The 20370-nt window shown below is 46.9% G+C and carries 20 protein-coding genes and 1 other annotated feature; of the genes, 6 read left to right on the top strand and 14 right to left on the bottom strand.

The window, feature by feature from the left end; genetic code table 11:
* Positions 1-92 precede the first annotated feature (92 nt).
* On the bottom strand, positions 93-1340 hold the full coding sequence (tyrS, locus tag IRJ25_RS04270) for a tyrosine--tRNA ligase (protein WP_214690721.1): 1248 nt from the start codon (positions 1338-1340) through the stop codon (positions 93-95).
* Positions 1341-1387: 47 nt separating this feature from the next.
* Positions 1388-1585 (bottom strand) — a binding site (T-box leader).
* A 169-nt stretch (positions 1586-1754) separates the two neighbouring features.
* Here tyrS and IRJ25_RS04265 point away from each other — a divergent pair.
* Entirely contained in the window at positions 1755-4217 is a 2463-nt protein-coding gene (locus IRJ25_RS04265; RefSeq protein WP_214781576.1) for a transglycosylase domain-containing protein, read from the top strand.
* 40 nt (positions 4218-4257) lie between these two features.
* Here IRJ25_RS04265 and acsA read toward each other — a convergent pair whose 3' ends face one another.
* The gene (gene acsA / locus IRJ25_RS04260; protein ID WP_074036486.1) at positions 4258-5964 is read right to left on the bottom strand and encodes an acetate--CoA ligase; all 1707 of its coding nucleotides are present in this window, start codon (positions 5962-5964) and stop codon (positions 4258-4260) included.
* 155 nt (positions 5965-6119) lie between these two features.
* Between acsA and IRJ25_RS04255 the strand changes: the two genes are divergently transcribed.
* Genes IRJ25_RS04255 through IRJ25_RS04245 form a run of 3 tightly spaced genes read left to right on the top strand, consistent with a single transcriptional unit; the run spans position 6120 to position 8559 of the window.
* Complete coding sequence (locus IRJ25_RS04255) at positions 6120-6749, top strand: GNAT family N-acetyltransferase (RefSeq protein ID WP_214693289.1); 630 nt, start codon at positions 6120-6122, stop codon at positions 6747-6749.
* Between the two features lie 11 nt (positions 6750-6760).
* Positions 6761-7393, top strand: coding sequence for an acetoin utilization AcuB family protein (locus IRJ25_RS04250; protein WP_214781578.1), 633 nt, complete (start codon positions 6761-6763; stop codon positions 7391-7393).
* Positions 7390-8559: an acetoin utilization protein AcuC gene (locus IRJ25_RS04245; RefSeq protein ID WP_074036482.1), complete on the top strand. Its 1170-nt coding sequence runs from the start codon at positions 7390-7392 to the stop codon at positions 8557-8559. The genes IRJ25_RS04250 and IRJ25_RS04245 overlap by 4 nt, the downstream gene beginning before the upstream one ends.
* A 49-nt stretch (positions 8560-8608) precedes the next feature.
* On the opposite strand, the gene ccpA is transcribed toward IRJ25_RS04245, so the two are convergent.
* From ccpA to IRJ25_RS04225, 4 genes are all read right to left on the bottom strand, one after another.
* The gene (gene ccpA, locus IRJ25_RS04240; protein WP_074036481.1) at positions 8609-9622 is read right to left on the bottom strand and encodes a catabolite control protein A; all 1014 of its coding nucleotides are present in this window, start codon (positions 9620-9622) and stop codon (positions 8609-8611) included.
* Positions 9623-9749: 127 nt separating this feature from the next.
* Positions 9750-10841, bottom strand: a complete 1092-nt coding sequence (locus IRJ25_RS04235) for a bifunctional 3-deoxy-7-phosphoheptulonate synthase/chorismate mutase (RefSeq protein ID WP_074036479.1) — start codon at positions 10839-10841, stop codon at positions 9750-9752.
* A 132-nt stretch (positions 10842-10973) separates the two neighbouring features.
* Positions 10974-11522, bottom strand: coding sequence for a YtxH domain-containing protein (locus IRJ25_RS04230; protein WP_214816225.1), 549 nt, complete (start codon positions 11520-11522; stop codon positions 10974-10976).
* Positions 11523-11547: 25 nt separating this feature from the next.
* On the bottom strand, positions 11548-12060 hold the full coding sequence (locus IRJ25_RS04225) for a DUF948 domain-containing protein (RefSeq protein ID WP_269317831.1): 513 nt from the start codon (positions 12058-12060) through the stop codon (positions 11548-11550).
* 169 nt (positions 12061-12229) lie between these two features.
* On the opposite strand from IRJ25_RS04225, the gene IRJ25_RS04220 reads away from it, so the two are divergent.
* Positions 12230-13342 (top strand): aminopeptidase, encoded by a 1113-nt coding sequence (locus IRJ25_RS04220; RefSeq protein WP_159562548.1) that lies wholly within the window; start codon positions 12230-12232, stop codon positions 13340-13342.
* 44 nt (positions 13343-13386) lie between these two features.
* Here IRJ25_RS04220 and IRJ25_RS04215 read toward each other — a convergent pair whose 3' ends face one another.
* The 6 genes from IRJ25_RS04215 to IRJ25_RS04190 form a co-directional block, all read right to left on the bottom strand.
* Positions 13387-13839, bottom strand: coding sequence for a Dps family protein (locus tag IRJ25_RS04215; RefSeq protein WP_012726754.1), 453 nt, complete (start codon positions 13837-13839; stop codon positions 13387-13389).
* Positions 13840-13936: 97 nt separating this feature from the next.
* Complete coding sequence (murC, locus tag IRJ25_RS04210) at positions 13937-15244, bottom strand: UDP-N-acetylmuramate--L-alanine ligase (protein WP_269317830.1); 1308 nt, start codon at positions 15242-15244, stop codon at positions 13937-13939.
* Positions 15245-15329: 85 nt separating this feature from the next.
* Entirely contained in the window at positions 15330-16037 is a 708-nt protein-coding gene (locus tag IRJ25_RS04205) for a hypothetical protein (protein WP_269317828.1), read from the bottom strand.
* A 54-nt stretch (positions 16038-16091) separates the two neighbouring features.
* Positions 16092-16706 (bottom strand): YtpR family tRNA-binding protein, encoded by a 615-nt coding sequence (gene ytpR / locus IRJ25_RS04200; RefSeq protein WP_269317827.1) that lies wholly within the window; start codon positions 16704-16706, stop codon positions 16092-16094.
* A 54-nt stretch (positions 16707-16760) separates the two neighbouring features.
* On the bottom strand, positions 16761-17555 hold the full coding sequence (locus IRJ25_RS04195) for a DUF1444 domain-containing protein (protein WP_264092661.1): 795 nt from the start codon (positions 17553-17555) through the stop codon (positions 16761-16763).
* Between the two features lie 6 nt (positions 17556-17561).
* Positions 17562-17873, bottom strand: coding sequence for a thioredoxin family protein (locus tag IRJ25_RS04190; RefSeq protein ID WP_264092662.1), 312 nt, complete (start codon positions 17871-17873; stop codon positions 17562-17564).
* 115 nt (positions 17874-17988) lie between these two features.
* Here IRJ25_RS04190 and IRJ25_RS04185 point away from each other — a divergent pair, with 115 nt between their 5' ends.
* On the top strand, positions 17989-18321 hold the full coding sequence (locus IRJ25_RS04185) for a hypothetical protein (protein WP_214683951.1): 333 nt from the start codon (positions 17989-17991) through the stop codon (positions 18319-18321).
* A 34-nt stretch (positions 18322-18355) separates the two neighbouring features.
* Here IRJ25_RS04185 and IRJ25_RS04180 read toward each other — a convergent pair whose 3' ends face one another.
* Both IRJ25_RS04180 and IRJ25_RS04175 read right to left on the bottom strand, forming a co-directional pair.
* Positions 18356-19372, bottom strand: a complete 1017-nt coding sequence (locus tag IRJ25_RS04180) for a PTS transporter subunit IIC (RefSeq protein WP_159562555.1) — start codon at positions 19370-19372, stop codon at positions 18356-18358.
* Between the two features lie 150 nt (positions 19373-19522).
* Positions 19523-20370, bottom strand: an 848-nt coding sequence (locus IRJ25_RS04175) for a M42 family metallopeptidase (RefSeq protein WP_269317826.1), incomplete at its 5' end; no start/stop codon positions are given.

The following is a 20370-nucleotide window of genomic DNA, read 5'->3' as shown; positions in this document are numbered from 1 at the left end:
ATCCCTCCTATCTTCCCATTTTAGCAAATCCGAACCGCACGTCATGTATAAAAAAAGTCCATTCCTCAACAAATGAGGAACGGACATCGTGATTATATGTGACGAATCACAAAGTATTTCTTCTTACCACGGCGAATGATGGTGAATTCACCGAGCGTGTCTTCGCGCGTAATCATTTTATCGAGCGCTTGTTCACGTTCGCCGTTCAAGTAAATCGCTCCGTTCGTCACATCTTCACGTGCCTGACGTTTCGATGGTGAGATCTTCGCTTCGACGAGGAGGTCGACAAGGTTGCGTTCACCGTCAAGTTCGAATTGCGGCATGCCTTTAAACGCATCTTCCATATCTTCCGGTTGAAGCGACGTCAAATCTCCGCTAAAGAACGCTTTCGTGATGCGCTCCGCTTGTTCAAGTCCTGCTTCACCGTGGACAAGCTTTGTCATCTCTTCTGCGAGTCGGCGCTGTGCCACGCGCTTTTCAGGCGCTTCTGTCACTTCGGCTGCAAGTGCCTCAATCTCTTCATGCGACATGAACGTGAAGTATTTGATGAACTTGATGACATCTGCATCGTCGACGTTGATCCAGAACTGGTAGAACTCATATGGCGACGTCTTATCCGCATCTAACCAAACTGCACCGCCCGCTGTCTTCCCGAACTTTTGTCCGTCCGACTTTGTGACGAGTGGCACGGTGAGACCGAACGCTTTTTCAGAGTGACCAAAGCGACGAATCAATTCAAGACCTGCCGTGATGTTCCCCCATTGATCACTTCCACCGACTTGAAGACGACATTTCTCTGTCTCGTATAGTTTCAAGAAGTCGTAAGATTGGAGCAACATGTAAGAGAACTCTGTATACGAGATCCCGTTCTCCATACGTGAATCGACAGAGTCTTTCGCAAGCATGTAACTGATTGGGAAGTGCTTCCCAATGTCGCGCAGGAAGTCGATGATTGACATCTCTTCCGTCCATTCGTAGTTGTTGCGAATCGTGATCGGGTTCTCCCCTTCAAGTGGAAGGAATCGGCTCAACTGATCCTTGATGCGATCGGAGAAGAGCTTGACCGTATCCAACGTGTTTAGTGAACGTTCATCCGAACGACCAGACGGGTCTCCGATCATCCCTGTCGCCCCACCGACGAGCGCGATGACCTGATGGCCGGCCTGCTGGAAACGTTTTAGCGTCAAGATCGGGAGCAAGTGCCCGATATGAAGCGAGTCCGCTGTCGGATCAAATCCCGTGTATAACGTCGTCGGTTGTTTCAGTTGTTCTTTCAATCCTTCTTCATCTGTCATTTGGTTGACAAGTCCTCGAAACTCTAAATCGTTTAATAGTTCCATTTGTTCCACTCCTTCAATTGACATAAAAAAACGTCCCTTCTCATATGAGAAGGGACGGAGATTCCGCGGTACCACCCTACTTGTCGCAATTTGCGACCGCTTGAGCGAGAGATAACGGTCTCGAACCGGCCCGAAGGCACGCTCTAAAAGTGTAATTCATCGATTGACATTGGCTAGTTCACAGCAACCACTAGCTTTCTGGACAAGAGGTCCGTCGACTACTTCGCTTTCTTCACAGCGTCATCTTATTGTTGACTATGCTATTCATTTTATAAGCATCGTTTTCAACTTGTCAACTCTTACAATGAAACTTGCACGAGACTTCGTTTTCGAGGTAAGGTGTAGGTTGAATTGTGCTATAATCGAATATATTACTGTCTAAAATAGTTTTACACCATATTTAAGGAGGCTGTCATGCTGCAGAAGATTCGAGACTTATGGAATAATCCGACATCATTGAAAGTACGTCGTTATGCCAATGTTATGTATGATGTGTCGTGGAACGTCCTACTCCTGACCATCATTTCTGTTGTACTCATCGGGTTTTTAGGTGCTGGAATTGGTGTCGGATATTTCGCGTCACTCGTCAAAGATATGCCGACCCCGGCCTACAAGACAATGACTGCGCAAATCAATACGTATACATCGACTTCCAATATTTACTTCGGAAGCGGGGAGCGCATCGGGAACTATACGACCGATGAGGTACGAATCCCGATTCCAGTAGAAAAAGTTTCTCCATACGTTGTCGATGCACTACTTGCGACGGAAGATGTCGAATTCTATGAGCACGATGGCGTCGTTCCAAAAGCGACGTTACGCGCTATTTTACAAGAAGCAACAGGATCTGAAGATCGCACGGGTGGTTCAACGTTGACGCAACAATTGATTAAAAACCAAATGTTGACGAACGAAGTATCTTTCGAACGGAAAGCAAAAGAAATATTACTCGCCCTTCGTCTAGAGAAGGCGATGGACAAAGATGAAATTTTAAACGCCTATCTGAACGTTGTCTCATTCGGACGTAACTCGATGGGACGTAACATTTCAGGGATTGAGGCCGCCGCTCGCGGTGTGTTCAATACTTCGGCAGAGAAATTGACACTTCCACAAGCCGCTTTCCTTGCCGGTATCCCAAAAAACCCATTCTTCTACACACCTTACTATCAAGGTGGCGTCATCAAAGAGGACGTATCGGGTGCGGTTAACCGAATGAAAACGGTATTGAACCGCATGTACGTTGCAGGAAAGATCACGAAAGAAGAATATGATGCCGCTTATAACTACGACATCACACAAGACTTCATGCAGACTCAGACGAAGCCTCGCGACAAATATCCGTACGTGGTAGACGAAGCAGAACTTCAAGCACGCCAAATCGTAACGGATTATCTATTGGAGCAAGATGGGATTGAAATCAATGAGTTGAGCTCGGAGGAACAGGACTCTGTCCGTTCGACTTATGCGAAGCGTGCTCATAACATGTTGCGTCAAGGTGGGTTCAACATCCGTTTGACATTGGATAAAGAAATTCACGAAGCGATGCAACAACCGGCTAAAAACGCTGGCAACTTCGGACCGAATCAAACGATTGAAGATGAGAACCGCACACTTCCTGAACAAACCTCTTCTGTCATGATTGAGAATAAGACCGGGAAAGTACTCGGATTCGTCGGAGGTCGCTACATCAATGGCAAGACCGACGATTTGAACCGTGCTTTCTGGGCAGAACGTCAAATCGGATCGACTGCAAAACCGATTCTTGTCTATTCAAATGCGATTGAAGCTGGCATGATTACACCTGCCACTCAAATCATTGACGAGGAGTATTTCTATAAGTTTACTGGTCCCGGACAACCGAAGAAACAAGTTCAAAACGAAGGGAAAACGTATCGCGGTGCTGTCACAGTACGCGATGCGCTCAAGCTCTCCTTGAACGTTCCGGCTGTTAAGATTTATGAAGAACGTAACCAAAAACCTGCTGATACGCAGAAATTAGTCGACATGGGAATTCCGGTATCTGAAGGAAACCGTTATGCTTCAGCGATGGCACTCGGTACCGGGGAAGTCAAGCCTATCGATTTGGCCGCCTCTTATGCGATGCTAGCAAATTACGGTGAACACGTGGAGCCGCACTTCATCCAAGAAATCGAATATCAAGGTGAAGTCATTTACGAAGCGAAGCCGAAGAAAACGCGTATTTTCACAGAACGTACCTCTTATCTCGTGGTGGATATGCTCCGCGACGTCTACACGTCAGGTACTGCGACATATGCACAATCATTGCTCAGCGTTCCTGGCGATTGGATGGGTAAAACCGGTACAACGAACGATCAACGTGATTCGTACTTGGTCGGGTCGAACCCGAACGTTACACTCGCTGTCTGGTCAGGTTATGATTCACAACGCCTCTCAATGCTAGATGGTTGGGATTATGGACGTTACTATCAACGGACACAGCGCATCTGGTCGCAAACGATGAATCGTGTCTATGCGGATGACCCAGAAGCTCTAGGCGTCAGCGCCCGCTTCTCACAACCTTCAACCGTCACTTCGAAAGACTTCCAAGACTCAGGTTCATTCTCTGAGAAGAAGAAAGTAGAAGAGAAAGAAAAAGAAGAGGAAGAGAAGAAGAAAGAAGAAGAGGCCAAGAAAGAGGCCGAAGAAGCAAAGAAAGAAGCTGAGGAGAAGAAACAAGAGGCTGCTGCCGATGCTGCCGCTAAGAAAAAAGCTGAAGAAGAAGCTAAACAAAAAGCAGACGCCGAAGCAAAGAAAAAAGCTGAGGAAGACGCGAAGAAGAAAGCTGAAGAAGAGGCTAAACAAGAAGCCGAACAACAAGCTGAAGAAGAAGCCGATGCTGATGCTAACGGTGAATAAACAAAGGGTCGACACACGATGTGTCGACCCTTTGTTTATCTTAATCTTCCATCGTCGAGAGGTCACCTGTTTCAAGATTCAATTCCCAAGCCTTCAAGACGCGACGCATGATCTTCCCGCTTCGCGTTTTCGGCAACTTGTCCTTGAATTCGATTTCACGTGGTGCCGCATGCGCAGCCAATCCTTCTTTGACGAACTGCTGGATTTCTTGCTTTAACTCATCAGACGGTTCATAACCTTTACGTAGCGCAATGAACGCTTTGATGATTTCACCTCGGACCGGGTCCGGTTTTCCGATGACACCCGCTTCAGCCACAGCCGGATGTTCCACGAGTCGACTTTCCACTTCAAACGGTCCGACCCGTTCTCCTGCTGTCATGATGACGTCGTCGACCCGACCTTGGAACCAGAAATAGCCGTCTTCGTCCATATAAGCAGAATCACCTGACACATACCAATCTCCCCAGAAGTAACTCTCATACTTCGCATCGTTCTTCCAAATCTTCCGCATCATCGACGGCCAAGGCGTCTTGAGTGCCAAGTTCCCCATTCGGTGTGGTGGAAGTGGTTGACCCCGGTCATCCAAAATAGCCGCTTCGCAACCTGGGATCGGTTTCCCCATTGAGCCCGGTTTGATGTCCATCGTCGGATAGTTACAAATCATCATCGCACCGGTTTCTGTCATCCACCACGTATCATGGATTCGAAGATCAAATGCTTCGTGTCCCCAACGAATGACTTCTGGATTTAGCGGCTCACCGACGGATAAAATATGACGAAGTGAAGACAAATCATACTTCTCAAACGCTTCGTCGCCAGCGCCCATGAGCATGCGGAACGCCGTCGGGGCACTATACCAAACTGTCACGCCAAACCGTTCAATGACCGAATACCAAAATTCAGGATTGAAGCGTCCACCAACGATGACGTTTGTCGCACCATTTAAGAAAGGCGCAAAAATACCGTAGCTCGTCCCCGTCACCCATCCAGGGTCAGCCGTGCACCAGTAAATATCATCCGGTTGAAGATCGAGTACCCATTTGCCGGTCATCATATGTTGAATCATCGCATTATGGACGTGGAGAACCCCTTTTGGTTTTCCTGTTGAGCCCGATGTATAGTGTAAAATCAGACCGTCTTCACGGTCGACCCACGTCAATTCGAGATCTGTCGTCGCATCGTTCGCCAGTTTACGATAATCGAGCACCTTTTCCGACTCTTCGACATCGTCCCCAACGAGTAGAATTGTCTCTAAATGAGGCAACTGATCGACCGGAATGCGCGGCAACAGTTCTTTCGTCGTCACAATCACTTTCGCTTCCGAGTCGAGCAAACGGTCGTGAACCGCCTGTTCCATGAACGCCTCAAACAATGGACCGACGATGGCCCCTCGTTTGATTGCACCGAGCAAAATAAAATAAAGTTCTGGCTGACGTGGCATAAAGATAAAGACGCGGTCGCCTTTCTCCACACCAATCGACTTCAGAACATTACCAGAACGATTACTTTCTTTCTTCATATCCGCATACGTGTACCGCTCTTCTCGATCCCCATCGAAATAAAGCAGTGCCACTTTTGTCGCCAATTCACTTTCCGCATGGCGATCGATGGCTTCATATGCCAAATTGACTTTCCCCGTCAAATTCCATGAAAACAATGCTTCTGCTTGTGTCCATTCAAACGACTGACAAGCCTCTTCATACGACGCTAATTGATGTTCCCCTGTTAACGCTTTCAATTTTTCCATCGCTAAAGATTCGCCTCCCCTGTAAAGATTGGTATAACCACTTTCAGTATAGTGTTAAAATTATGACAAATCAATGAATTTCCAATTTCATCAAAACAGGATGATTCCAGCTTGATGAAAGCGCTATAATAAGAGATGGAAAAGGTGGTGACCCTATGGAAAAACAATATCATTCAAAAGTGTGGCAGACCTCACAAGGTGACGTCACGATTGATGGTCCGGTGGCGCCTGACGTGTTACAGACGTATCGTCTTGATGAAGGATTGACAGCTTTTCGTGAACCGGAAGATCAGCACGAAGCACTCGTCGATATTGCTGGGTTAAAAGAAGGAAGAATCATCGTCGCCAGGCAAGACGATCTCGTGATTGGATACGTGACTTTCCTCTATCCTGACCCGTATGAGCGTTGGAGTGAAGGAAACGACCCATACATCCTTGAACTCGGGGCAATCGAGGTGAGTCCTCGCTTCCGTGGTCAACGAATCGGGAAACAATTACTCGAAGTATCGATGATGGACCCACATATGGATGACTTTTTGATTTTGACGACCGAATATTATTGGCACTGGGATTTGAAAGGTAGTGGACTCTCGATTTGGGATTATCGAAAAGTCATGGAGAAGATGATGAATCACGGTGGACTTGTTTTCTTCCCGACAGACGATCCTGAGATTGCCTCCCATCCTGCCAACTGTTTGATGGCTCGTATCGGAAAAAACGTACGACAAGAATCAATCGACCATTTTGATTCACTTCGTCTTCGCCGACGATTTATGTACGACTAAGGAGGGATTTCATGTTAATCGAACAGATGATGAATCGACATGTCGTGACGATTCAACCGACCAATACGATTGCCCATGCCGCAAAATTAATGCGTGAACATCGTGTCCGACATTTGATTGTGACAAATCCCGCTCGACAAGTCGTCGGGATTGTCGGCCAATTCGAGCTGAGTGGTGCGACGAGCGTCTTTCATCCCGAAAGTGAAAACGCAGACTTTCAAAACCCTGTATCGAGCATCATGCGATCCGAGGTACCGACAGCGCATCCATTCGATTTCTTTGAAGATGCAGCTGCGTTATTTTACGAAAACCGGCTAACCTGTCTCCCCATCGTCGAACAAGGGAAACTCGTCGGTGTATTGACAGAGACCGATTTATTACGTTACTTCGTGCAATTGACAGGCGCACTCGAACCGAGTTCGCAAATTGAAATTCTCGTCGAAAATACGACCGGCACACTCGAAAAAGTGACCCGACTCCTCGCCAAAACAAACGTCAATATCATCAACGTCTTCGTTCATCCGACGAGCGATCCGTATAAACGTATCATCTCTTTCCGCGTCCAGACGATGAACCCGCTCCGAATCATCGAACGGTTGAAACGTGAAGGGTATGATGTCCTCGGTCCGGAGATGTCACGATGAGACCGATTTACATATTTGGCGAAGACGAGACGTCTTATCGCTTTCATGAGGATCACCCGTTCAATCCGTTACGACTGGAATTGACGACATCCCTTCTGATTGCAGCCGGAAAACTCTCCAAATCGGAATGTGTGTCTCCTCCACTCGCTTCGGTTGAAGCGTTAGCGCTCGTTCATGACTTTGACTACATCGAAGCCGTACAAGCTGCGGCGGCAGGAGAACTTTCTACGCTGAAAGCGAATAAATTTGGTCTCGGTACGGAAGACACTCCCATCTTTCCGACGATACACGAGGGAGCCGCACGGCTTGTCGGTGGGACGATTCATGCGCTCGATCTAGTTGCGAGCGGCAAAGCAGAGCGAGCCTTCCATGTTGGGGGCGGTCTACATCATGGAATGCGGCGCAAAGCATCAGGATTTTGCGTCTATAACGATGCGGCCGTCGCCATCGCACATGTGAGAAAACAATACGGGTCGCGCGTTCTCTATGTAGATACGGATGCGCATCATGGGGACGGGGTCCAATGGCTCTTCTATGACGATGATGATGTGATGACTTTATCCATACACGAGACAGGTCGCTATCTCTTCCCGGGTACCGGAATGGTGACAGAGCGAGGGAATGGGAAAGGATACGGCTATAGTTGGAACGTACCAGTCGATGCGTTCACCCAAGACGACTCATTTTTGACGTGCTATGAGACCGTTTTACGTGAAGCGTGCGAATGGTTCAAACCTGATATCATCCTGACTCAGAATGGTGCGGATGCCCATGTCTTTGATCCACTCACCCATCTCGCATCAACGATACGGACGTTCGAACAGATTCCCCAAATCGCTTCACGTATGGCAGACGAGTATACCGATGGTCGTCTCGTCGCACTTGGTGGCGGCGGCTATGACTGGTATCGAGCCGTTCCTCGCGCCTGGGCACAAGTGTGGGCCGGTCTGACGAGAGAGACACCCTATGCCGGAGATATCCCGACCGAGTGGATTGAGCAATGGTCCGATGTCGCTGGTCAACCGTTACCCACTCGGTGGGACGACTCTCTTTACGCGTTTGATCATATCCCGCGGCGTCAACAAATTGAAGAAAAGAATTGGGAAGTCACGAAGCGTGCCTTTTGGCCGTTCATCTCGAATGATCGAAAATCGATTTATTTATAAATAAAGCTGCCCGTTCATCTCAAAAATGGATGAACGGGCAGCTTTTCTTTTAGTCCTGACGAAGCGAGTCACGGCGTTCGATTCGGTGAGGAAGCACGACGTTTTTCTCTTCGATTTCTTCCGCGTTCAAAATCTTAGTCAAGAGACGCATCGCGACGGCTCCGATATCGTACATCGGTTGAACGACCGTCGTCAACTTCGGACGAATCATCGTCGCGAGGCGCGTGTTATCGTGACCGACGACTTCGAAATCGTTTGGAACAGAGTAACCTGCATCTTGAATCGCATGGATGACCCCAAGTGCCATTTCATCCGTCCCTGCGAAGATGGCTTTCGGACAATCGTCACGTTGCAACATTTTTTGCATCGCCTCGAGACCAGACGCATACGTATAATTTCCGAGAATCATATCGTTCTCATGGAAAGGAAGACCTGCATCTTCAAGAGCACGGCGATAACCGGCAAATTTCTTCTCGCCATTGATTTGTTGCTCGAGTGGTCCAGTGATGAATCCAACACGGTCATGTCCGTGGTTGATCAACATCTGAGTCGCGTCATACGCCGCTTGCTCATAATCGATATTGACAGCCGGGAGATCATATCCTTGGTTCAATGTCGCTGCGAGAACGATTGGAACTGGTGATTTTTTGAACTCTTCCACGAGATCTTCATGCAAACGTCCACCCATGAAGATGATACCGTCCACTTGTTTACCTAATAGCGTATTGAGTAAATGGACTTCCTTGTCACGACTCGAATCTGAGTTACCAAGGATGATGTTGTATTTATACATCGTCGCCACATCTTCGATACCTCGCGCCAAGTCGGCAAAGAAGATATTCGAGATATCCGGTACGATGACACCGACCGTTGTCGTTTTCTTGCTTGCTAGTCCACGTGCGACGGCGTTCGGACGATAACCAAGACGGTCAATCGCATCCTGTACCTTCTTGCGTGTTGTCGGTTTGACGTTCGGGTTTCCGTTGACGACACGAGAGACGGTCGCCATCGACACCCCGGCTTCTCGTGCCACATCATAGATTGTTACGTTGTTACTATTCATAAACTACTCCTCCTACAAGTCCTGATTTTCAAAAAGTTTTCATAAAACGTCTTAAAAAAGGAAGACAGGTATCTGTCATCCATTTACCCTGTCTTCATGCGATATAAAACGTTTCCATTTGGAAAGCTTACTTTTTCACCAAATCAAGTTGGGGAAACTGGACCGTGAGTCCTTCCACAAATTGATCGAATTGATCGAAGTCCAATTGTTGTTGCGCGTCCGAGAGGGCGATCGCCGGATTCGGGTGCACTTCTACCATCACACCGTCAGCTCCGATTGCAAGGGCCGCTTTTGCAGCTGGCAACAATAAATCACGACGACCGGTCGAATGCGTGACGTCTACCATAACAGGCAGATGCGTCTCTTGCTTCAAAATCGGCACAGCGGTAATGTCCAACGTATTGCGTGTCGCACGTTCATACGTTCGAATTCCCCGCTCGCACAAGATGACTTGGCTGTTCCCGCTCGCCATAATGTACTCTGCCGCATAAATGAACTCTTCGATTGTAGCGGATAATCCGCGCTTCAACAAGACCGGTTTGTCTGTCTTCCCAACTTCTTTTAACAAATCGAAGTTCTGCATGTTGCGAGCTCCGACTTGAATGATGTCAACATACGGTAACGCCGATTCCACTGCGCCAGGAGTCATGATTTCTGTGATGACTCGTAAGTCATGTCGGTCAGCTGCCGTCTTTAACAGTTTCAATCCCTCAAAACCTAAGCCTTGAAAATCGTAAGGTGACGTACGTGGTTTATAAGCACCGCCTCGCATGATTTTAACACCAGACAATGCAAGCTTTTCTGCGACCGCATTCACTTGTTCGAAAGACTCTACGGCACATGGTCCTGCAATCAATTGTGGACGGCCGTTTCCGATCGTCACATCTTTCATATGGACCAACGTGTCTTCCGGTTGACGTTTACGCGAAACGAGAAGCGTTTTATCTCGATCTTCTCCTTGTAATTCAGCAGACGCTTTAAAGACTTCTTTAAAGATATGTTGAAGACGTGACGTTTCAAACGGCCCTTGGTTTGATGCGGCAATAAAATCAAGCATCTCTCGCTCTCGGACCGGATCATAACGTTCGACACCTTGAAGACGTTTAATTTTTCCAATTTCGACGGCAAGTGTACCGCGCCGACTAAGCAAGTCGAGCATTTCATGGTTCAATTCATCCATTTCTCGACGTAATCGATTCAATTGATCTTGTGGACTCATAGTTTCCCTCTCATTCCTAAGCCGTTCTTTCCAGATTCCTAATTATATCGAACTTTGTGCGCTTTGTCATAAGGAAACCTTCTACGTCACAAAATCACCAAAAAAGGACCGAATCCATTCGGTCCTTACGAATTACTCATTTTTTTTTAAGTCTTTCTTTAAATCTTCTAGTTCTTCTTTCGATTCCTCGTCGAGCAACTCATTGACAGGTGCTTCGAGCGAATCGTCAGACTCTGAATCCGATGCGTTCGATGGCTTTTCTTCTTCAGCCGCGCGGTCCATCTGTTCCTTCACTTCCGATTCTGCTTCCGCAACGAGTTGATCTGCTTTTTCCATCGCCTCTTCAATCGAAAGCTCATCTTCATCGATTTGTTGCTTCAATTCTGCAGCTTCGCGTGCCTTATCTTTTACGATATTGAGGACAGGTGCCGCCTTATCGCTCGCCACTTTAATCCATTCCCCGAGGACCGGTTCTGCTTTCTCACGCATCTCTTTCGATTTGACAGTCAGGCGCTCTCGCGATGTTGACGTCTTCTCATCAAGGTACGTCCGGACTTCACGTCCGTTTTTCGGAGACGTCAATAACGCGACTGCCGCTCCAACAATCCCTCCGAGAATGACACCCGTCAAAAATCCGCTACTTGATTGATTCTGTTCTGTTGATTGCTTTTGGTCTGTCATGTGTGAGTTCCTCCCCGAGATTAACTTATTTGATCGTATCATCCGTTTGAATCAAATCAGGTGATACAGGTGTTTCTGCTTTCTTCTCGCGTCGTGTGCGACGACGTGGACGTTCTTTTGTAGTAGAAGATTCAGGTTTGTTCTTCTTGAACAATTCGACCGCAACCGATCCCCATCGGACGGCTTGCGCAATCTGTTCTTTGTTTTCGTCCGCTGCCGAATGGACAGAAGTCGAGACGGTACGAACAGACTCGGTTACCTCGTTCAATGATGTCCCTAGCTCATCAAGCGCATGAGCGACAGGTGCGAGCAATTCTGTTTTTTCTTCGACGTTGTCTACGAGACGGTTCGTCTTATGTAAGAGCTCCGTCACTTCCATCGTGATTCCATCGAGCTGGCGTTCTAAATTTTCGGTCGTATTGGCGACGCTTCCGAGTGTACGATTTACATTCGACAAGACACGCGCCAAGAAGATGACGAGTACGACAAACGCGAGCGCCGCAATTAGCCCAGCGATGCCTCCTAATGTGATCTCCATTCAATCCATTCCTCCTATTCAATCGTTTCTTGTTTCATTATAGCACCATTATGACTGAAAAGATTTGCTACAACCGTTTTCGCCATTCGGTCTGATTATTCCTTTACCCGTTTTTGTGTTTTCGATTACACTAAAATAGAAATTCATAAAAAAAATTAGGGGTGATCGTGTGAGAGATCCAAGAATTACACAATTAGCTGACGGTTTAATCAATTATTCCGTCAAGCTACAACCGGGGGAAAAGGTATTAATTGAGAACTTCGGCGTCGAAGAGTCGCTCGTTGAAGCACTCGTCGAAAAGGCATACGAAGCAGGGGGACATCCTTTCGTTCTCTTAAAAGAGAGCCGTATCTTACGTAAGTTGTATACAGGTGCAAGCCGTGAACAACTCGAACTGATGGCCGACATCGAACGTAAACAGATGCAAGCAATGGATGCTTACATCGGCTTACGTGCTGGTGATAACATTAACGAGTTGTCAGACGTTCCAAGCGAACAGCAAAAACTTGTCGGTGCCACACTTGGGAAAATGCATACCGAAGACCGTGTTAAAGGAACGAAATGGGTCGTTCTCCGCTATCCATCCCCATCGATGGCGCAACTCGCTGGAAAATCGACAGAAGCGTTCGAAGACTTCTATTTCAATGTCTGTACACTCGATTACGGAAAAATGGACCGTGCGATGGATGCGCTAGTCGAGTTAATGAATAAGACAGATCGCGTGACATTGAAAGGACCAGGTACCGATCTTTCATTCTCGATTTTAGACATCCCAGCCATCAAGTGTTCTGGTCAGATGAACATTCCGGACGGTGAAGTGTTCACAGCACCGGTCAAAGACTCGGTCAATGGTGTCATCACATACAATACGCCATCTCCATATCAAGGCTTCACGTTCGAGAATGTAAAGTTGACGTTTAAAGACGGGAAGATTGTAGATGCGACAGCGAACGATACAGAACGGATCAATGAGGTGTTCAACACGGATGAAGGTGCGCGTTATGTCGGTGAGTTCGCCATCGGTGTGAACCCATACATCCAACACCCAATGAAGGATATTCTCTTCGATGAGAAAATTGATGGAAGCTTCCATTTCACACCTGGTCAAGCGTATGATGAGGCTTATAACGGCAACAACTCATCTGTCCACTGGGATCTCGTCAACATCCAGCGCCCGGATTACGGTGGCGGCGAAATCTGGTTCGACGATTTGCTCATCCGAAAAGATGGACGTTTCGTCATCGATGCGTTGCTTCCGCTCAATCCAGAAAACTTGAAATAATATAAAGAATGGTGCGCCTTTTTCAGGTGCACCATTCTTTATATTTATAATTTTGTTTTCTTCCCGAGGGCGGCAGACATCATCCAAATTTCTTTTTCGAGTCGCTCGATATGAGAAACGAATGTATCTTCAATCGCCTCATCGCCGTCCTCAAATTTCTCCATCGCATCTTGCATCTCTTGACGGATTTGTTTGAAGTCACTGATGATATCTTTGATCATCTGATCTGTCTCGGCATGACGATCGCCTTCTTTTAACGTTGAATGTTCGAGATACTCTTTCATCGTCGCAAATGGTTCGCCGTCATTCATAAGGAGTCGTTCTGCCACATCATCGTAGAGTTCTGCCACTAAATTATAGAGTTCTTCTAGTTTTTCATGATACGTGAAAAAATGCGGTCCACTAATATACCAGTGATAATTATGAAGTTTTACAAACAGCAATCCATAGTTCGCTACTTCTTTGTTTAAGGTGTTGAGTGCAACTTGACTAGCCATTCCTAACATCTCCTTTGTCATATTCATCGATACTACTATTACCGAGATTTTGGATGGCTAAACATAAAAAAGAGAGACTTTCGTCTCCCTTTCACACTTACGCTTCAAGTTTTACAACTTCTTCATATTCGCGCTGATACGTTTGAATATCACCGGCACCCATGAATAAGAGCACGGCATCGGCATGGTTGCGTAACACGCTTGTACCACCACGTTTTAAGATATGTGCTCCTTCGATTCGTGATTGAAGGTCTTCGATGGTGACCGTCCCTTCTTGCTCACGTGCTGAACCGAAAATATCACATAAATAGACAGTGTCTGCTTCGGCCAATGCCGTCGCAAAGTCGTCCATGAATGATTTCAAGCGTGTATACGTATGTGGTTGGAAGATTGCAACGACTTCTCGATTGCCATACTTTTTCCGAGCTGCTTCTACCGTTGCACTAATTTCACGCGGATGATGCGCATAGTCATCGACAAGCACTTGATTGTTTAACATCGATTCACTGAATCGGCGTTTTACACCGTTGAACGTTTCAAGACGTTCTTTTACCAATTCTTTCGGCAAGTTCTCGTAGTCACATGTCGCAATGACGGCAAGCGCATTCAACACGCTGTGGTCTCCATATCCAGGAATTCGGAACGTTCCGTAGAAGTCATCACGTAAAAAGACATCAAATGTCGTTCCATTTTCTGTCGATGTGACCTGTTCAGCACGGAAATCATTGTGCGTCCCGAAACCGTAATAGACGAGCGGCACGTTGGCTTGAATCTGTTGAAGATTTTCGTCATCGCCACAAGCAATGATTCCTTTCTTCACTTGTTTCGCCATTTCTTGGAAAGCGTCAATGACGTCATCAAGTCCAGAGAAATAGTCCGAATGGTCAAAGTCGATATTCGTCATAATCGCGTAGTCTGGACGGTAGTATAAGAAATGACGCTTGTACTCACAAGCTTCGAAGACGAAGTTTTTCGAATCCGCCACTCCTTCTCCCGTGCCATCGCCGATTAAGAACGATGTCGGTTCGATTCCACGCATGACGTGTGCAAGCAATCCCGTCGTTGACGTCTTCCCGTGTGACCCAGTGATGGCGACACTCGTGTAATGGTTCGCGAGTTCACCTAAAAACTCGTAATACTTATAAATCGTTAATCCGAGTTCACGTGCACGCACAATTTCTGGATGATCATCACTGAACGCGTTTCCTTGCACAACGATTTGGTCTTCCGAAATATTATCAGGATCGAATGGCAAAATTTCAATCCCTTTACGGTTCAATGCTTCTTCTGTAAAAAATGCTTTTTCAACGTCCGATCCACGGACCTCATTGTTCATATCAAATAAAATTTGAGCTAAAGGACTCATGCCCGTTCCTTTAATTCCGACGAAGTGATAACGGTTCATCTGTAAATAGCCCCCCTAATTCATTGCGGCTCGTCAAAATGCGACAAACCTTTGTCATTATAGCAAAACTCACAGAGTCGTGCTATTACAGATTATTGTTTTTTTGCGCAAGTCGTCGGCTGCGGTACATCGCCATCCGATCTTTTGGCGTCATCATCACATTTACAGGCGGTTGATCCGCTTTAAATGAGACTTGAACCGCTGGTGTCAAATCTGTGTCAGAAGGCATTCCTTGCTGTTCAGATGGTGTTTGTAATGTTTCTGCAATCTGCTCAATCGACGGACCAATTTGTTCCGCCAATCCATCAATATCTAGGTCAGTTTGAGGAGTGGCACCTTGTTGAGCCTCCACGACTGTCTCCTTTTTTGAACGAGATAAATCTGTTGATTGCATAAAAACAGATGAAAAGCCATTATCTAGAATCGAAACTTCACCAAGAATCGATTTTTCTTCCATTTCCATTTCCTCGGAAATCAGCTCGTTGGACTCTTCACTCCATTCAGGTTCAGAGACGGGTTCAGTAGATGACTCTTGGATTGGCTCTTCCGTCGCAGAATGAGTAGATGCCATCGTTGAATCATACGCCTCTCTCGTTTCAGGAGAGTGTTCGACCGGAAGGACAATCTTTGGTTTCGGACGAGCATATCCATAAATCGGTGACGGGACGTCTGACGGAATAAATTCCTCGGTTACCTCTACCTTTGGCGGAGGGGAACCTTTTTGTCCTTCTTTCGACAGTTCTCGTTTGATTCGCTCTGCTTGTTGCTTCAGTGAACGTTCATATGCATCCATACTTGATTCCTCGCTTTTTCACTCAATCCATATTTAACAAAAAATCGGTCGAATTTAGCGACCGATTTTAAATGCTGTACCTACTTCATATTCGTCATCTAATACTAAAATCCCTTTTTCTTGCGGGGCGTTCGGAAGATTTAATTCACGGGCAGAACAAATCATCCCGTGTGAACTTTCACCACGGAGTGCAGACGGACGGATAATCAAACCAGTCGGCATCACCGCACCCGGTTTTGCGACAACGACTTTTTGCCCTGTTGCCACATTCGGTGCGCCACATACAATCTGAACAGTCCCTTGGTCGATTTGAACTTGACAGATTGACAGTTTGTCAGCGTCCGGGTGTTTTACTGCGCTTTCAACATACCCGACGACAAACTTCGGCGTCACGTCAACCCATGAAAAGTCCTCTTCAATCCCGTTATCATTCAAGATAGATTGCAACTGTTCCACTAATTCGACTGTCAACTCAACAGGACCATTCCATCCTGTCACATCAACATGTTGACTCGCTTGAAACAGGTTGTACCCGTTCACTTCCCCGTCTGCTGACTTGACGATTGCCACATCTCCCCTCCGCTCGACAGATTGATGATGTCTTTCTCCTTCTTTCAACAACACCATGAGTACATCACCGATTCCTTCTCGGTTGTAAAACACATTCATTTGCATACGTTCCTACGTCCCTTCTTTCAAACTCATCTCACTTATTTTATCAGATTATGTGTTCGATGGCGGGGTCTTTTTTCCGACAATAAAAATCGGTTCAAGTTCCCCCGCCTCATAGTGAAAGGCGAGTGCAGTTATAGGAATCCGACCATTTGTGAAGAAATCAAACATCAATTGCTGCATCGCATCATACCCTTGGTCATTTCGAATGTCCGCAACGATCATCACATCCTGATGTGGGACACCGACGAGCATATCCCCTTCAATCCGTCGTTCCATCATCCGGAGAAACTCATCATTTAACACACGAGACGCCTCGTAGCCATCGCGAGTTGATAAGAAGTAGAAGGGATTCCCAGCCACTTCGTCTTGCTTCATCTCGGTCGGTAGTTTTTTCACATTCTCACGGGCGATTCCTTCGATGCGGTCGAGCGTCATCTCATCCGAAAGGTGGCGTTCTTCAATCAATCGATACCCGTTCCCGCGGTCCAGCGCATAAAAAATCGCGGTCTCGGCCGTATGCGGAGTAAAAACAAGTGCTTCTCCATTTTTTGTCGTCTTCGAGAAGGAGTTCGAGCGAATGACCGGATAGATGCCATCTTCATTTCCCGTGAGGGAGATGTGATCGTCCGCCTTCATCGCCGATTCGATATACTCGATGACTTCATCGACGGCAACCTTACCGCGTGTCTTTGCCTTTGCCACAATCGGCGCAAGGCGAATATTGACCCCAAAACGGTCAGATTTCCGCTCGACGCGCAGCACCTCATTCTCACGATCGTAAGAAGTACGGTATTCTTCATTAAAATGCGATTCTAGATAACGTCTTAACTCATTCCGTTCCATAAAGGCTCACCCTAATCCGTTCAAGAAAGCTTCAACCTGTTCCGGCGTCTTCCGTTCACGACCGACGTAGCGATCAACCTCATTGCCATTTTCAAACGCAACAAAGCTTGGGATGCCAAAAATATCAAGTTCTTGCGCAAGTTCCATGAACTCGTCACGATCGACGTAATAGAACGTCCATGCTTCAAATTTCTTTTCGATTTCTGGCATGAATGGGTCAAGGAATCGGCAATCTCCACACCATGTCGCCGAAAACATAAGGACACTTTTCGATTCTTTTGCTTCGATATATTCTGCCATTGTTGATAGTCGTTTCATGATTATCACTCCTGTTCGTTTTTTCCTCACTTATAATAGCATAAGTCAAGTCACACATTCTGCTCTGCTGTTTGTTATAATCAAAGCCGAAACTAGTTGAAACAGGTGAAGCTGAATGAAATTAACACGCGAAACGTTAAACCCTGAAATGAAGCACCCTCTTGAACAGATGGTCGGTGTATTTGGAATGCTTGCCATTTTGCGATACGGCTACTTGTTTATTGACACTGATAAAACGAGACTAGAGATCTTGATTTGGCTCGTTGTCGGTTTCGCCGTCATTTATGTGCTCGAAAAATATCTCAAGAAATTGACACGTCACTTGCCCATCGTTCGAAAGCGTTTCTTGATCCCCATTTACGTGATTGTGCTCATGTTATTCTTAATCAGTTTCCGCGTCCCTCGTGAGACGGTTGAGTCCGTGAAAATGTGGTTCGGAATTGGATGAAAAAGAGCAACGTTCCTCGAAACGTTGCTCTTCTTTAGTAATCAATTTTTAAATCATTCGGTTGAATCCGACCAGTTCTTCGCAAGACTGCGTATACCGCGTAGCTCAATAGAGCTGGTCCGATTATGAGGAAACCAATGACGACGAGAAAGGTGTACCAAGTAAAGCCCATTGTTTCGAGCATGACGATTGGACCGACAAGCCCACTTGTTCCCATGCCCGCCCCCGCAGCGACACTTTCCAGTTCAAACAACAGAATCGCGATTGGTGCCAATACAGCACCGGCCATTGTCGGCGGAAGGAGAATCCAAGGGTTTTTCACAATGTTCCCGACTTGAAGCATCGAGGTGCCAATCCCTTGAGCAATCGCCCCACCGACTCCGTTATCACGATAACTCGTGATGGCAAACCCGATCATCTGAGCCGCACAACCGACAGTCGCTGCACCAGCGGCAATCCCATTCAAACCGAGCATCAATGCGATGGCAGCACTTGAAATCGGTGCCGTTAACGCAAGTCCCATCAATGTCGCGACGACCACTCCCATGAACAACGGCTGTTGCTCCGTCCCCCATTCAATCCAACCACCGAGTTGCGTCATGAACAGGCCGACATACTTGCCGATATACGTTGCTGTGAAATAGCCTACGGCAATCGTAGTGAACGGCGTCACTAGAATATCTAGCTTCGTCGATTTAGAGACGAGTTTTGAGACTTCGACCGAAAGAATTGTCGCAACGTAGCTTCCTGCCGGGCCGAACTCATATCCAAATGCCCCGACAACGAGCGCAGAAAACAAAATGAGCGGTGGCGCCTCTAGCGCATAGGCGATGGCAATCCCGATTGCCGGTCCGGTCAAGCTCATGGCAACATCCCCGATTTGAATCAATGTGGCACTCATCCCTGTGAATGTCGTCCCTTCGAGCTGACCTCCGATTGTTTTCATGATCAGACCGATGATTAATGTACTAAACAAACCTAGTGCCATATAACTTAGCGCCGTCACAAAATAAAGCGACGGGCTCAATGAGATTCCTTTTTTCTTGAACATAACATATCCTCCTTACCCTTATACAAGTGTCTTGTCATAAGTAATATACATGTATAAACACCTTTATCAGTATAAGACGTTTTCATGAAATAGCAAGCACATCCACAAAAAAACCGTTCACTCATCTTTCGAGTGAACGGAATGTTTGACTTAACAAGATGGACGTAGCGTTTCAAGTGTCGAACGATCAAGTCGCTTGACTAACGCTTTGAGTAACGCTTTTGCTGCATCATAGTCATCTGTATGAAGAATTGAAGCATGTGTATGGATATAACGAGATGCGACGCCAATGACGGCTGTCGGCACCCCTTCTCCGCTCATGTGAACGCGCCCCGCATCGGTACCGCCTGGTGAGACGAAATATTGTGTCTTGATGTTTTCGTCTGAAGCCGTATCGAGTAAGAAATCACGCATTTCAGGAGACATGACCATGACGCGATCTAAAATTCGGATCAATGCTCCCTCACCGAGCTGACCGAACTCCGTTTTACTTCCTGAAGCATCATTGGCCGGTGAAGCATCGAGTACGAGTGCCACATCTGGCTGAATCAATTCAGATGCTGTCTGCGCTCCACGTAATCCGACTTCTTCTTGTACGGTAGCACCCGAGAACAAGATGTTCGGGTGATCCGCTTTTGTCGTTTCCTCCAACAATTCGATTGCAAGACCGACGCCATAACGATTGTCCCAAGCTTTGGCCATAATCTTTTTCGGGTGATGAAGTGGGGTAAATGCGCTCGATGGAACAGCAGGGACCCCTGGACGTACACCCCATGACTCTGCTTCTTCTTTAGAATCTGCTCCGATGTCGATAAACATCTGCTTGATGTCCATCGGCTTACTCATCGCATCTGGTCCTAACAAATGAGGCGGTGTCGAAGCGACGACACCCGGGATTTTACCGTTCGACGTGATGATGTCGAAGCGTTGTGCCATGAGCACTTGACTCCACCAGCCACCGAGTGGTTGTATGTAAAGCATGCCGTTCTCGGTAATCC

Source organism: Exiguobacterium sp. KJ 601, from assembly GCF_027161185.1.
Taxonomy (GTDB): Bacteria; Bacillota; Bacilli; order Exiguobacteriales; family Exiguobacteriaceae; genus Exiguobacterium; species Exiguobacterium profundum.
The sequence above is the reverse complement of the archived record's forward strand: the minus strand, read 5'-3'. Positions and strand labels throughout refer to the sequence as shown.

What these genes read in the sequence shown, in the direction of transcription:
- IRJ25_RS04205 (WP_269317828.1), bottom strand. Translation starts at nt 16,037, where the DNA reads ATGGATGCATATGAACGTTCACTGAAGCAACAAGCAGAGCGAATCAAA.
- ytpR (WP_269317827.1), bottom strand. Translation starts at nt 16,706, where the DNA reads ATGAATGTGTTTTACAACCGAGAAGGAATCGGTGATGTACTCATGGTG.
- IRJ25_RS04225 (WP_269317831.1), bottom strand. Translation starts at nt 12,060, where the DNA reads ATGGAGATCACATTAGGAGGCATCGCTGGGCTAATTGCGGCGCTCGCG.
- IRJ25_RS04230 (WP_214816225.1), bottom strand. Translation starts at nt 11,522, where the DNA reads ATGACAGACCAAAAGCAATCAACAGAACAGAATCAATCAAGTAGCGGA.
- tyrS (WP_214690721.1), bottom strand. Translation starts at nt 1,340, where the DNA reads ATGGAACTATTAAACGATTTAGAGTTTCGAGGACTTGTCAACCAAATG.
- IRJ25_RS04250 (WP_214781578.1), top strand. Translation starts at nt 6,761, where the DNA reads ATGTTAATCGAACAGATGATGAATCGACATGTCGTGACGATTCAACCG.
- IRJ25_RS04215 (WP_012726754.1), bottom strand. Translation starts at nt 13,839, where the DNA reads ATGGCTAGTCAAGTTGCACTCAACACCTTAAACAAAGAAGTAGCGAAC.
- IRJ25_RS04235 (WP_074036479.1), bottom strand. Translation starts at nt 10,841, where the DNA reads ATGAGTCCACAAGATCAATTGAATCGATTACGTCGAGAAATGGATGAA.
- IRJ25_RS04180 (WP_159562555.1), bottom strand. Translation starts at nt 19,372, where the DNA reads ATGTTCAAGAAAAAAGGAATCTCATTGAGCCCGTCGCTTTATTTTGTG.
- IRJ25_RS04255 (WP_214693289.1), top strand. Translation starts at nt 6,120, where the DNA reads ATGGAAAAACAATATCATTCAAAAGTGTGGCAGACCTCACAAGGTGAC.
- acsA (WP_074036486.1), bottom strand. Translation starts at nt 5,964, where the DNA reads ATGGAAAAATTGAAAGCGTTAACAGGGGAACATCAATTAGCGTCGTAT.
- murC (WP_269317830.1), bottom strand. Translation starts at nt 15,244, where the DNA reads ATGAACCGTTATCACTTCGTCGGAATTAAAGGAACGGGCATGAGTCCT.
- IRJ25_RS04190 (WP_264092662.1), bottom strand. Translation starts at nt 17,873, where the DNA reads ATGAAACGACTATCAACAATGGCAGAATATATCGAAGCAAAAGAATCG.
- IRJ25_RS04245 (WP_074036482.1), top strand. Translation starts at nt 7,390, where the DNA reads ATGAGACCGATTTACATATTTGGCGAAGACGAGACGTCTTATCGCTTT.
- IRJ25_RS04195 (WP_264092661.1), bottom strand. Translation starts at nt 17,555, where the DNA reads ATGGAACGGAATGAGTTAAGACGTTATCTAGAATCGCATTTTAATGAA.
- IRJ25_RS04185 (WP_214683951.1), top strand. Translation starts at nt 17,989, where the DNA reads ATGAAATTAACACGCGAAACGTTAAACCCTGAAATGAAGCACCCTCTT.
- IRJ25_RS04265 (WP_214781576.1), top strand. Translation starts at nt 1,755, where the DNA reads ATGCTGCAGAAGATTCGAGACTTATGGAATAATCCGACATCATTGAAA.
- ccpA (WP_074036481.1), bottom strand. Translation starts at nt 9,622, where the DNA reads ATGAATAGTAACAACGTAACAATCTATGATGTGGCACGAGAAGCCGGG.